10 protein-coding genes are annotated in these 12924 nt (G+C 73.5%); all 10 read right to left on the reverse strand.

Translation table 11 applies throughout. The annotated features are described in order from the left end of the window. Positions 1–1647: tetratricopeptide repeat protein (locus ABTX81_RS23675; RefSeq protein WP_350548898.1), on the reverse strand; the 1647-nt coding region annotated here is incomplete at its 3' end. Continuing rightward, positions 1644–2066 carry a hypothetical protein gene (locus ABTX81_RS23680; protein WP_350548900.1) on the reverse strand — a complete coding sequence of 141 codons (423 nt, stop codon included), beginning with the start codon at positions 2064–2066 and terminating at the stop codon, positions 1644–1646. The genes ABTX81_RS23680 and ABTX81_RS23675, both read right to left, overlap by 4 nt. Before the next feature lie 55 nt (positions 2067–2121). Further along, positions 2122–2757: a 4'-phosphopantetheinyl transferase family protein gene (locus tag ABTX81_RS23685; RefSeq protein ID WP_350548902.1), complete on the reverse strand. Its 636-nt coding sequence runs from the start codon at positions 2755–2757 to the stop codon at positions 2122–2124. 76 nt (positions 2758–2833) lie between these two features. Further along, positions 2834–5170 (reverse strand): arylsulfatase, encoded by a 2337-nt coding sequence (locus ABTX81_RS23690; protein ID WP_350548904.1) that lies wholly within the window; start codon positions 5168–5170, stop codon positions 2834–2836. Further along, on the reverse strand, positions 5167–6789 hold the full coding sequence (locus ABTX81_RS23695; RefSeq protein ID WP_350548906.1) for an ABC transporter ATP-binding protein: 1623 nt from the start codon (positions 6787–6789) through the stop codon (positions 5167–5169). Before ABTX81_RS23695 ends, ABTX81_RS23690 begins: the two co-directional genes overlap by 4 nt. Next, positions 6786–7646, reverse strand: coding sequence for an ABC transporter permease (locus ABTX81_RS23700; protein WP_350548908.1), 861 nt, complete (start codon positions 7644–7646; stop codon positions 6786–6788). Before ABTX81_RS23700 ends, ABTX81_RS23695 begins: the two co-directional genes overlap by 4 nt. A 3-nt stretch (positions 7647–7649) precedes the next feature. Next, positions 7650–8594: an ABC transporter permease gene (locus ABTX81_RS23705; protein ID WP_350548910.1), complete on the reverse strand. Its 945-nt coding sequence runs from the start codon at positions 8592–8594 to the stop codon at positions 7650–7652. Positions 8595–8611: 17 nt separating this feature from the next. Continuing rightward, the gene (locus ABTX81_RS23710; RefSeq protein WP_350548912.1) at positions 8612–10195 is read right to left on the reverse strand and encodes an ABC transporter substrate-binding protein; all 1584 of its coding nucleotides are present in this window, start codon (positions 10193–10195) and stop codon (positions 8612–8614) included. A 56-nt stretch (positions 10196–10251) separates the two neighbouring features. Continuing rightward, on the reverse strand, positions 10252–11463 hold the full coding sequence (locus ABTX81_RS23715; protein ID WP_350548914.1) for an ROK family protein: 1212 nt from the start codon (positions 11461–11463) through the stop codon (positions 10252–10254). 37 nt (positions 11464–11500) lie between these two features. Further along, positions 11501–12460 (reverse strand): TauD/TfdA dioxygenase family protein, encoded by a 960-nt coding sequence (locus tag ABTX81_RS23720; RefSeq protein WP_350548916.1) that lies wholly within the window; start codon positions 12458–12460, stop codon positions 11501–11503. Between the last annotated feature and the right edge of the window lie 464 nt (positions 12461–12924).

Consider the following 12924-nt stretch of genomic DNA (forward strand, 5'->3'; position numbering starts at 1 on the left):
GGTGTGGCCGAGGACCTGCTCGGATTGGGCGAGGGTGGTCTCGTAAAGGGCGATGGCGCGGTTGATGTCTCCGGCGGACTGATAGGCGTGGGCGAGGTTGTTACGGCTGATGAGGGTGTGGGGGTGGGTGTGGCCGAGGATCTGTTCTCGTTGGGTGAGGGTGGTTTCGTAGAGGGCGATGGCGCGGTTGGTGTCTCCGGCGGACTGATAGGCGTGGGCGAGATTGTTACGGTTGCTCAGGGTTCTGGGGTCGGTATCGCCGAGGACCTGCCGGCAGAGGCTTACGGCGGCGCGGAACAAGGGGATAGCACGGGCATCGTGCCCCTGATCGCGGAGGCGATTGGCTGCGGCGAAATACAGGCTGGCCGCGTGGTCGTTCTGGAGGTCGCCGGTTGTGGTGGCGGCGAGGGCGGTCAGATGCGGTAGGAGCGGATCCCACTCCGGGGTGGCGTCGAGTGCCGGGTCCCCGTCGGGGTTGAGGGCTCGCCGCAGGGCGTCCTCCGCCGCGCGGCGTCCCGCCGGGGATCCATCCGGTTGGGCGGGCGCGGTGGTGCGGAGGACAGTCTGAACGAGGCGGTGGACGCTGATGGTGTCCGCAGTGACGGTGGCCATGCTGTAGGCGTTCAGGAGGCCTAGTGCTTCGTGGAGGCCGTCGTTCTCGCCCTCTGTCGCACCGAGAAGGGCGATGGGGATGTCGTCGGGGGCGAGCCAGGCCAGGGTCCGCAGGATGTCGACGGCGTACGGGTTGCGGGAGGTGAGGGCATGGAGGGTCTGGGCCCAGATACGGGCGATGGTGCGTTCGGCGTCGAGGCCGTCGGCGCTCTTGTCAAGTTTGGTGGGCAGGCTTCGCCGGTAGGCGTCGATGGTCATGCTGGGGTGCTGCTGGAGGTAGGCGCCGGCCTGCTCCAGGGCGAGTGGCAGGAAGCCCATGTCGGCGGCCAGCTTGTACGCATCCTGGCGTTCGCGGGCCGTCGGCGCGTCCTCAGGGAAGGCATAGGTGCAGATCACTTCGGCGGCCTCGCCCGGGTCGAGGATGCCGAGCGTGTAGGTGCGAACCGTTCGCGGCCAGCCTATGGCGCGGCGGCTGGTGATGAGGTGGTGGCCCCCGCTGAGCGCGCCGAGGTAGCGGTTGAGGTCTATAGGGTTTTCGACGTTGTCGAACACCAGGAGCCATCCGTGGTGCCACTGCAGCCACGCCATTGCCCACTCGGCCCGCTGCTGTTGGGACGCGGTATCGGACCAGGCCGGCCGGAGGCGCCGGGCCAGGTCTGCGAGGGACTGTTGGATGAGGGCCGGGCTCTCGGCGGTGATCCACCAGACGAGCGAGTACTCATGGCAGTACCGGTGGGCGTAGGCGAGGGCAAGCGCGCTCTTCCCTACCCCGCCGAGGCCGTGCACGGTCGAGGCTTGGGTGATTGTCATTCCGCCCGCCGTAGAGAGTGTTTCGCGCAGCCAGGCGAGGGCCTCCTCCCGCCCGATGCACAGCGGAACGGGCGCGAGATTGGTGAGGCCCGGCGGTGCCTCGACATCGCGGGCCGCGTTCAGGATCTCCGCAGGCAGGCCGATCACATCGCCCGTGTGAGCGGTCCCGATACTCTGCGCGGCGATCGACCCCGCTCCCGCCGCCTCGAAGCTGCCGCCGCTCACTCGCCGCTGCGGTGGCCGTCGCCCGTGATGGCGGTGGTGATCGTGTGCGCCGCGATGGACCGCTCACCCGAGGCCGTGATGATCACCGAGCCGGCCGCACGCGCCGGCAGCAGCGCGGCGAGCTCCTCGCGCAGCTCGGCGTCCTCCCGCAGCGCCCGCTTGAGCTGCTGGCGCAACGCCGCCGCCGCGTCCGCGTCCTCGGGATCCTCGGCGGCGTCCTGCACCGCGCCCTCCAGCGCGGCCTGCTCGGCCGCGCCGCCGCGCCGGAACACCGCCTGGAGGATCCGCCGGCCCAGGTTGGCCGTGGCGTCGGCGGCGGCGTCCTCGGCGCGGACGAGGACCGCGCCACCGTACGCGCCCACCGCCGCCGTCAGGTACGGACCGGCCTGCCGCGCCAGCTCGACGATCTCCGTGCCCATCCCCGTCTCCCTCGGGTCGACCCCCAACTGCCCTGCGGCAGCTCAGGGGGAGAGCCTAGAGCAGGACGGTGATGGCGGTGGCCAGATGCCCGTCGTGGACGCGCCACCGGCCGTCGAGGGTGGGCAGGGGCGACGGGACGAGGAGGGTGGCGGTGAAGGTGCCGTCGGGGCGGAGGGTGAGGTCGGCCTCGGAGAAGTCGAGGAAGCGCTGGGTGAGCGGGAACCAGCTCTTGTAGACCGACTCCTTGGCGCTGAACAGGATGCGGTCCCACGGGATGTCGGGTCGGTCGGCGCTGAGCGCCGCGTTGCGCCGCTGCTCGGCCGGGAGGGCGATGGCGTCGAGGACGCCCTCCGGCAGCGGGAGCGCCGGCTCGGCGTCGATGCCGACGGAGCGGACGGCGTCGGCCGGGGCCACGGCGGCGGCGCGGAAGCCGGCGCAGTGGGTGAGCGAGCCGACGACGCCGTCGGGCCAGCCGGGGGCGCCGCGCAGGCCGGGGAGGAGGGGGCGGTAGGGGACGCCGAGGCGGGTGAGGGCGCGGCGGGCGCAGTGGCGGACGGTGGTGAACTCGCGGCGGCGGGATTCGACGGCGCGGGCGATGACCGCCTCCTCCTCGGGCTCTAGACGGGCCTCGGGCGGGTCGGAGTAGGCGGTCTCGACCACGACGGGTGCGGGCAGGAGTTCGTTGATCACTGTTCCCCCGGACAGGACGGACGACGGATGACACGAGCCATCCGGAGGATAGCGCGATGATCAGACGGATGATCCGCTATTCGAAGGCGGCGGCGGCCTCCCGCAGCGCGCGGGCGACGACGGCCGGGTCGTCGGGGGCGGGGTCGCCGGGCAGGTAGGTGACGGCGCGCAGCCCGCCGCTGTAGCGGAACGAGCGGTGGCGCTCGTACACCGGCCAGGAGACCGGCGACCTGCGGTCGACGCCGACACTGATGCCCTGGAACGGGGCCATGCCGATGAGCTGGTGGACGGGGCCGAGCCGGCCGGTCTCCGCGCCGTCGACCAGGACGCGGAACTCCCAGCGCAGGCCGGCCACCGCCGCCGCCTCGACGGTGAGCAGGTGGGCGCCGGGGGCGAGCGGGCCGGCGTCGGCCTCGAAGAGTTCGCCGTACTGGTTGTAGGCGAGGCGCAGCCGACCGTCCTCGACGTAGAGGCTGTAGCCGCCGCCCTGGTCGCCGTGCGAGACCAGCACGCCCGCGTCCTCGGCGCCGTGCCGGGCGAGTTCGACCTCGATGGCGAAGGAGCGGAAGGAGATCAGCCGGGACGAGCGGTAACGCTCCAGTTCGGGTGTGCCGGCGAGCAGCCGCAGCGGGCGGCGCAGCCTGGCGTCGTCGGGGTGGCGGCGGGCGAGGGCGCCGCTGCCGTCGGTGAGCGGGAAGACGCCGTTGCGCCAGGCGGCGGCCTCCCAGGCGGCGGACAACTCCTTGACCACGTCGGGGTGTTCCTCGGCGAGGTCGTGGATCTCGGTGGGGTCGGTGCGCAGGTCGTACAGCGCCCACTCGCCGTCGTCGTACGGGGTGCCGGGGCGGTGCAGGGTGACGAGCTTCCAGCCGTCGCGGTAGTAGCTGCGGTTGCCGGTCATCTCGCAGTACTGCTCGGGGTGGGTGGAGGCGGTGGCCGGATCGCGCAGCACGGGGGCGAAGGTGAAGCCGTCCAGGGACTGTACGGCCTGCCCGGAGCGCTGCGCGGGCCGTTCGACGCCGGCGAGGTCGAGCAGGGTGGGCAGCAGGTCGGTGACGTACTGGTACTGGGTGCGGACGCCGGGGTCGCCCTCGGCGCGCGGGAGGCCGGCGGGCCAGCTGAGGACGAAGGGCACCCGGACGCCGCCCGCGTGGGTCTGGCCCTTGTAGAGGCGGAACGGGGTGTTGGAGGCCATGCCCCAGCCGCGCGGGTAGTGCACCAGTGAGCGCGGGCCGCCGATCAGCTCGACCTCCCGTTCGACGTCGGGGTTCCAGTCCTCGGGGAGGCCGGGGTGGTGGACGAAGCGGCTGAAGTAGCTGCGGGTGCCCTCGGCGCCGCCCTCGCCGGTGCCGCCGTTGTCGGAGGTGAACACCACGATGGTGTTGTCGAGTTCGCCCAGCGCGGCGAGGGTTTCGAGGAGCCGGCCGAGGTTCTGGTCGACGTTGTCGACCATGGCGGCGTAGACCTCCATGTAGCGGGCGTAGAGCTGCCGCTGGGCGGGGGTGAGCTCGCTCCAGGGGCCGACCTCGTAGCCGGATTCGCCGTTGCGGTCGGGCAGTTCGGTGTCGGGCGGGAAGTGGCCGGCGGCGAGCTGGCGGGCGAACCGGGCGGCCCGCAGTTCGTCCCAGCCGCCGTCGTAGCGGCCCTTGTGCCTGGCGAGGTCCTCGGGCTTGGCCTGCAGCGGGCCGTGCACGGCGTTGTGGGCGAGGTAGAGGAAGAACGGCTTGTCGGCGTCGTGGGCGCGCAGCGACGTCACCATGTCGATGGCCCGGTCGGTGATGTCGTCGGTGTAGTAGTAGCCGTCGGGCAGGTCGTCGATGTCCAGCGGGCTGTTGTCGCGGACGAGTTGGTGCGGGTGGAAGAGGCTGGTGAGACCTTCCAGGACGCCGTAGTACTGGTCGAAGCCCTTCTGCAGCGGCCAGTTGGCGCGGTCGTCGGCGGCGTTGGAGGCGGAGTCGCGGGTGAGGTGCCACTTGCCGACGGCGTAGGTGGCGTAACCGGCGTCGTGCAGCAGTTCGGCGAGGGTGGGGATGTCGTCGGCGATCTCCATGCCGTAGCCGGGGAAGCCGGGGTCGGCGTTGGCGACGAAGGAGTAGCCGACCCGGTGCGGGTTGAGGCCGGTGAGCAGGGCGGCCCGGGCGGGGGAGCAGAGCGGCATGGTGTGGTAGTTGGCGAGTTTGACGCCGCGCTCGGCGAGGCCGTCCAGGGCCGGCGTGGGGATCTCGGCGCCGAACGGGCCGATGTCGCTGTAGCCGAGGTCGTCGACCAGGACGACGACGACGTTGGGCGCGCCCTCGCGCGGGCGGACCCGCTGCGGCCAGGCGGGGGTGGACTCGCGGAAGGTGCGGCCGACGGTGCCGGGGAAGCCGGCGTACGGGTCGCGGTGGGCGGTGCCGGGCGGGACGTCGGTCATGCGGTGCTCCGGGTGGTGAGGACGGCGGGCCGGGTCTCCAGGCGCGGTACGGCGGCCAGGAGTTCGGCGGTGTAGGGGTGTTCGGGCGCGGTGACGACCCGGTCGGCCGGGCCGGTCTCGACGATCCGGCCGCGGTGCATGACGGCGATCCGGTGGCTCACCTGGCGGACCACGGCCAGGTCGTGGGCGATGAACAGCAGGGCGAGGCCGAGGTCGCGCTGGAGGCGGGCGAGCAGGTCGAGCACCTGCGCCTGTACCGAGACGTCCAGCGCGGAGACCGGCTCGTCGCAGATCAGCACGCTCGGCTCGGGCGCCAACGCCCGGGCGATGCCGATCCGTTGGCGCTGTCCGCCGGAGAAGGCGCGCGGGGGCCGGTCGGCGCTGTCGGGGTCGAGGCCGACCTGCTCCAGCAGTTCGGCGACCCGCCGGTCGCGCGCGGCCCGGTCGCCCGGGCCGTGGGCGATCAGCGGCTCGGCGATGATCTGGCCGGCGGTCATCCGGGGGTTGAGCGAGGAGTACGGGTCCTGGAAGACCAGCTGCACCTCGCGCCGGGCGGCCCGCTCGCCGCCGCGTCCGAACTCCCGCCCCCGGAAGCGGATCTCGCCGCCGCTCGGGGCGTGCACCTGGACCAGTGCGCGGGCCAGCGTGGACTTGCCGGAGCCGGACTCGCCGACCAGGCCGAGCGTCTCGCCCGGGTGCAGCACCAGGTCGACGCCGTCCAGCGCGGTGACCGCGCGCCGCCGCGAGCCGTAGGTCTTCCGCAGGCCGGTGACGGTGAGCAGCGGCTCGGACCCCGGCACGCTGTTGGCGGCGGCCTCCGAGGGCGCCTCCAGCCGTGGGACGGCGGCCAGCAGCTGCTTGGTGTACGGGTGTTGCGGCGCGGTGAGGACCTCGGCGGTGGCGCCGGACTCGACCACCTTCCCGTGCCGCATCACCAGCAGCCGGCGGCAGGTCTGCGCGATCACCCCGAGGTCGTGGCTGATCACCACCAGCGCGGTGCCGGTCTCCCGGTTGATCCGGGTGAGCAGGCGCAGGATCTGCTGCTGGACGGTCGGGTCGAGGGCGGTGGTCGGTTCGTCGGCGACGAGGACCTCCGCGTCGTTGGCGAGCGCGAGGGCGATCATGATGCGCTGGCGCTGGCCGCCGGAGAACTGGTGCGGGTGGTCGCGTAGCCGCCCGGCGGCGTCGGGGATGCCGACCAGGTCGAGCAACTCGACGGCGCGGTCGGCGCGTTCGCGCCTGTCGGGGCGGCCGCCGTGGGCGCGCAGCGCCTCGTCGAGCTGCTTGCCGACGGTGAGCACCGGGTTGAGCGAGGACATCGGGTCCTGGAAGACCATGGCGATCCGCCGGCCGCGGACGGCCCGCAGGGCGCGTTCGGGCAGGGCGGCGAGGTCCTGGCCGGCCAGTTCCACCGAGCCGCCGGTGATCCGGCCGCCGGCGGGGAGCATGTGCAGCAGGGCGAGCGCGGTGGTGGACTTGCCGGAGCCGGACTCGCCGACCAGGCCGAGGGTGTCCCCGGCGGCGAGGTCGAAGCCGACGCCGTCCACGGCGGTGGTGCCGTCGAACGCCACGGAGAGGTCGGTGACCCGCAGCACGGCGCGGTCGGGACTGCTGGTCATCGGCGGATCCCCCGGTTCAGGGCCTCGGCGATCAGCGTGAAGCCGAGCACCAGCGCGGTGGTCGCGGCCAGCGGGGCGGCCGCGAAGGTCGGATGGGTGGCGAGGTAGCCGACGGACTGGCTGAGGATCGAGCCCAGGGTCGGCTCCGGCGGGCGTACGCCGAGCCCGAGGAAGCTCATCGCGCCCTCGATGAACACGCCGACGGAGAGCGCCACCGCGCTCTGCACGATCAGCGGGTCGACGGCATTCGGCAGCACGTGCCGCAGCAGCACCCGGGCCCGGGAGGCGCCGCCGACCCGGGCGGCCAGCGCGTACTCGCGCTCCCGCTGGACCAGGATGCCCGAGCGCAACTGACGTCCGAACAGCGGAACTTCGGCGATCGCGATCACGATGAACACCGGCCAGCGGCCCGGGCCGAGCACGGCCGTGACGGCCAGCGCCAGGATCATCCCGGGGAAGGCGAGCACCAGGTCGAAGACCCGCTGGACGGCGGTGTCGGCCCAGCGGTGGGTGGCCGAGAGCAGGGCGAGCGAGCAGCCGAGCAGCGCGCCGACCGGCACCGCGCCGACGGTCAGCGCGAGGTCGGTGGTGATGCCGTGCAGGACCCGGCTGAGCAGGTCCCGCCCGAGGTCGTCGGTGCCGAGCGGGTGATCGGCGCTGGGCCCGGCGAGTGCCAGCGGGCCCTGGGCGTTGGGGTCGTGGTCGGTGAGCAGCGGCGCGAGCAGGCCGGCCAGGGCGATCGTGCCGACCAGGGCGAGCCCGGTCAGGCCGCGGGCGGTGAGCAGCCCGGCGAGGTACCGGTTGCGGACGGCGGCGCGCGCGGGGCGCGCCGGGGCGGGGGCGGTCAGGGCGGTCATCGGTTACTCCCACCGGATCCGGGGGTCGAGCCAGGCGTACACGAGGTCGGTGAGCAGTTGCACGGCGACGTAGCCGGCGACGATCAGCAGCAGCAGGGCCTGCACCACGGGGTAGTCGCGGCGCAGCACCCCCTGTTCGACCAGCTGGCCGAGCCCGGGCCAGGCGAAGATCCGCTCCACCAGCACCGCCCCGGCGACCAGGTGGCCGATCTGCAGGCCGAGCACGGTGACGGCGGAGGGCAGCGCGTTGGGCAGGGCGTGCCGCCAGACGATCCGGCGGCGGGAGACGCCGACGGCGGTGGCGGTGCGCACGTAGTCCTCGGCGAGCGCCCGCTGGATGCCGTCGGTGAGGTAGCGGGCGAGCACGGCGGCGCTGGGCAGGGCGAGGCAGACGGCGGGCAGCAGCAGGTACTGCAGCGCGAGGTCGGGGGCGTCGAGCAGCGATTCGTGGCCGCCGGCCGGCAGCAGCCCGAGGGTGACCGCGAACAGCAGCACCAGCAGCACGCCGGTGACGAACGGCGGTACCGCGAGGACGGCGGTGGTGAAGGCGCGGACGGCGGCGGCGACCGGGCGGCGCCGGGCGGTGGCGCCGAGCACGCCGAGCGGCAGGGCCAGTGCGACGACCAGCAGCAGGGCGGCGGCGGTGAGTTGGAGGGTCGCGCCGAGGCCGTCGCCGATCAGGTCGGCGACCTGGCCGCCGATCGCGTAGCTGGGCCCGAGGTCGCCGGTCAGCACCTTGCCGAGCCAGTGCAGGTACTGGCTCGGCAGCGGTTCGTCGAGGCCGAGCCGGGTGCGGATCGCGGCGACGGCCTGCGGTCCGGCGTCGGGGCCGGCCAGCGTGGTGGCCGGGTCGCCGGGGATCAGCCGGAGGATGAGGAAGACCAGGAAGGAGGCGAGGAGGAGGACGATCAGCCCGGAGGGCAGCCGCTTGAGGAGGAAGCTTCGCATGGGTTCGGGCCGTCCGCTCAGGCCGTGAGGTAGGCGTCGTCGAGGTTGAGGTAGCCGAACTTGTTGAGGGTGGCGCCGCGGACCTTGCCGCCGGCGACCTCGGTGAGGCCGGCGATGGCGAGGTCGATCACGAACTGCTCGTCCAGCAGGACGTCGGTGATCCGCCGGTAGAGCGCCTTGGCCTCCTCGCTGTCGCTGTCCGGCCGCTTCCAGGCCTGCTGGACGATGTCGGTGTAGGCGGGCGAGGTGAAGTGCGAGCTGTTCTTGGCCTCGTTGAACGGGTAGGCGCTCACCGCCAGGGTGGCGGGGTGGAGTTGGGCGAAGCCGTGGCTCAGCGTCCACAGCGCGGGCATGGTCTGGGCGATGAGCTGCTTCTGCATGGTGGGCGAGTCGGTGGGCTGCAGCACGGTCTCGATGCCGACCTGCTGGAGGTCGTACTGGAGGATCTGCGCGACGGCGGTGTTGCCGGGGTCGTTGCTGTGCGCGAACGGCAGGCTGATGCCGGAGAGTCCGGCGTCCTTGAGCAACTGCCGTGCCCGGTCAGGGTCGTGTCGGTAGTGGGCGGAGGCGTCCGCGCTGTACGCGGGGGAGGACTTGGGCCAGGGCGTGGCGGAGACGGTGCCGTAGCCGCCGAGCGCCTGCTGGACGAGGCGCTCGCGGTCGACGGCCCAGGCGATGGCCTGGCGGACCCGCTTGTCGCCGACGTGCTCGGCGGCGAGGTTGACGCCGATGTAGTGGGCGCCGGAGCCGGTGTCGTAGGGCGTGATGCGGAACTGCGGGTCGCTCCGGAGGGTGGCGACGTCCTTGCCGCGGACGTTGTAGGACAGGTGGGTCTGCCCGGTCTTGAGGGAGGAGAGCAGCGACTCGGACTGGGGGATGACCCGGATCTCGACGCCGTCCAGGTAGGGGCGGCCCGGGTTCCAGTAGGAGGCGTTGCGGGCGAAGGTGAGCGAGCTGCCGGGCTTGCGCTCGGTGAAGGTGTAGGGGCCGGTGCCGACCAGCCTGGTCCCGGCGAACGCCTCCTCGACGGTGGCGGAGTCCGGGATGATCATGAACTCGAAGAGGTCGAAGAGATTGCTCACCGGGTGGGCGAGGACGAGGGTGAGCTCGAAGTCGCCGTTCTTGCGGAAGTCCGTGACGGCGGCGGCGGTCGAGCGCAACTGGGCGGAGCGGGCCGGGTTCTGGAGGTTCTTGACGGCGAACACCACGTCGTCGGCGGTGAACCGGCGGCCGCTGTGGAAGGTGACGTCCTCGCGCAGCTTCAGGGTCACGCTGCCGCCGTCCGGGGCGACCTCCCAGGAGGTGGCCAGCTCGGGCTGCGGCTTCAGCTGGTCGTCGTAGCGGGTCAGGGTGTTGAAGACCAGGCGCTGGACGAGGGTGTTGGCGCTCTGGGCGAACAGCAGGGCCGGGGTGAAGTCGACGCCGGTGCCGACCGTGAGGACGCCGCCGCGGCGCGGGCCCGCCGCGTCACCGGCGGTCCGGCCGGCGGCGGTGTCGGCGGCCGAGCGGCAGGCGGCCAGGGTCAGCAGGCCGGCGCCGGCCAGGCCGCCGCGGAGCAGCGTCCGGCGGGAGAGCGGGGAGGCGGAGGGGAGGCTGGTCACGAGTGGGGTCCTCTGCGGGAAGGGGCGTGCGGGGTCTTGTCGGCGGTCGGGGCGGTTCAGGAGGTCAGGGCGTGCACCGGGCGGGCGTACAGGGCGCCGAGTGCGGGTGTCCCGGCGGCCACGGCGAGCACATCGGCGCCGAGCCGCTGGGCGACCACCAGCCCGGCGTCGCGCCGTAGCCGCGAGCGGCGGGCGAACTCGGTGCGCACCACGTCGAGATAGGCCGGGTCGAGGCAGGAGAAGTGCTCGGTCAGCACCAGCAGGTCGGGGTTGACGACGTCGGCCAGCAGCGCGAGCGCCCGGCCGATGATCTCCGCGCGCCGCCGTACCAGCCGGTCGGCCCGGGGGTCGCCGGCCTGGACGGCGGCCACCAGCGCGGCGCGGTCCGGCCGTTCGGTGATCCCCTCGGCCGCCGCCGCCTCGAACAGCGTGGTGTCCGAGGCGGCGACCGCCAGGCAGCCGGTCCGGCCGCAGGGGCAGAGCGCGTCGCTCTCCGGCACCGGCAGGTGGGCGACGTCCCCGGTGGGCGAGGCCGGACCGATGTGCACGGTGCCCGCCACGGCCAGGGCCGCGTCCACCACATGGGCGACGAACAGGTGGACGACCGAGCGGCGGGCCGCCGGGTGCCCGAACAGGATCTCCGCCTGGGTCAGTGCCCGGGCGTGGTTGTCCACGTGGACCGGCAGCCCGGAGGCCTCCGTCAGCAGCCCGCGGAGCGGCACATCCCGCCACCCCAGCGGATCATGGCGGACGATCACTCCGTGCTCGCGGTCCACCGCGCCGCCGGTGACGGCGCCGAGGCCGACCACGGTGCGGCCGTCCGGGACGGCGGCCAGCAGCCCGGGCAGCCGCGCCAGCAGCGGCCGCAGCACGGCCGGGCCGGTGCGGCCCCGGTGGCTCAACTCGCGCTGGTGCAGCACGTTTCCGCGTGCGTCGAGGAAGGCGAAGTGGGTGGACGGCAGTCCGATGTGCAGACCGGCCACCGCGATCCGGTCGGTGTCGACGTCCACCGGCAGCTGTGGCCGGCCGACCGCTCGGGCGCCGGGGGTGGCCGGCTCGGGCCGCTCGCGCAGCAGCCCGAGGCTGGTGAGGTCGACCACCTGGCGGGAGACGGCGGCCGGGCTCAGGCCGGTGAGCGCGGCGACCCGGCTGCGGGCCACCGGTCCGTGGTCCAGGACGGTCCGCAGGACGGCGGCGGCGTTGACGTCCCGCCGCGCGTCCCCGGCGCGCGGGCGGGTGCCGGCCGTGGCCGGATCCTGGGTGAACATGCCGTGCCTTCCGAGGAGTTCGGGGATCGCGGGGTGGTCAGGCGCGCTCGGCGGCCTCGGCCTCCAGCTGCGCGGCCGGCACCAGCCCGGCCACTCGCGGCGGCTCGGCGGGCTCCAGCAGCCGGCTCGGCGCGCCGTGCACGCCCGCCGGCAGGTCGCCGTCCAGGGTGATCCGGCGGACCAGGCGCGGCTCGTCGCCGTAGTCGTTGACGGCGTAGTGCTGGGTGGCGCGGTTGTCCCAGATCGCGACGTCGCCGACCTGCCAGTCCCAGCGCACGGTGTTCTCCAGGCGCTCCACGTACCGCTGGAACAGCGCGATCAGCGCCTTGCTGTCGGAGCCCGAGACGCCCTGGATCCGCTGGGCGAAGGCGCCGAGCAGGAGGCTCTTCTCGCCGGTCACCGGGTGGACGCGGACCACCGGGTGCTCGGTCTTGAACGCGGTGGAGACGAACACCCTGCGGAACAGGTCGGCCACCTCGGCGTTGTCGGCCAGCTCGGGGCGCAGCGCGAGGCTCGCCGCGTAGTCGTAGTCGTTGGTGTGCACGGCGCGCAGCGACTCGGCCAGCACCTTCAGCGGCTGCGGCAGGTCCTGGTAGGCGGCCGCGGTGTTGGCCCACACGGTGGAGCCGCCGGCCGGCGGCAGCTCCAGGGCGCGCAGGATCGAGGCCTTGGGGTAGGAGGGGACGAAGGTGACGTCGGTGTGCCAGTTGTTGGCGCGCACGCCCTTGGTGGCGTCCAGCTCGAAGATGTACCGGCCGTCGGCGCTCGGGACGGTGGGGTGGCCGACCGGCTGGCCCAACAGGCGGGCGAACGCCTCGTGTTCGGCGTCGTCGAGGTGCTGCTGGCCGCGGAAGAACAGCACCTTGTGCTCGTGGAGCGCGGCTTCGAGGGCGGCGACGGTCTCGGCCGGCAGGTCGCCGCCGAGGCGGATGTCGTGCACGATGGCGCCGATCCGGCCGGCGGCGGGGGTGAGGCGGAGGGAGGTGGCGGTGGGCATGGCGATTCCTCGACTCTGGTGGAGCGGACATGGGGATGCGCGAGAACGCCCCGGCGGTGCGGTGGGCGCGGGCAGGGCGGCGGAGCGGCGGAGGACGGCACACGGGTGCCGTGCGGAGCGGTCGGCCGGGCGGCCGGGATCCGGGATCAGCGGGCGAAGGCCCCGCGACAACAGCGACGGCAGCGACAGCGGGGGCGGGCCGGGGCGGTGCGGTGAACGGTGCTCATCGGCCCTCCTTCCGGGTCCGGGGTGCTGCGAGTGGGCTCGGCGCTCATCGTGCTGAAGCCCGTGCCTCCCTGTCAATCACCCGTCCTGCCTGGTGGGAAGGGGTGTTGCGGGAGTGTGGCGCCGCGTTGCGGGGGATGGTCGGGCGGTGACGGGAAGGCTGCGGCGGCGTGTTCCCGCCTGTCGTGGGCGTGTCGGGAGGACTAACTTTCGCAGCGGAAGAAACCCCGAGGGCAGCG

The organism is Kitasatospora sp. NPDC097605, assembly GCF_040302725.1.
Lineage (GTDB): Bacteria > Actinomycetota > Actinomycetes > Streptomycetales > Streptomycetaceae > Kitasatospora.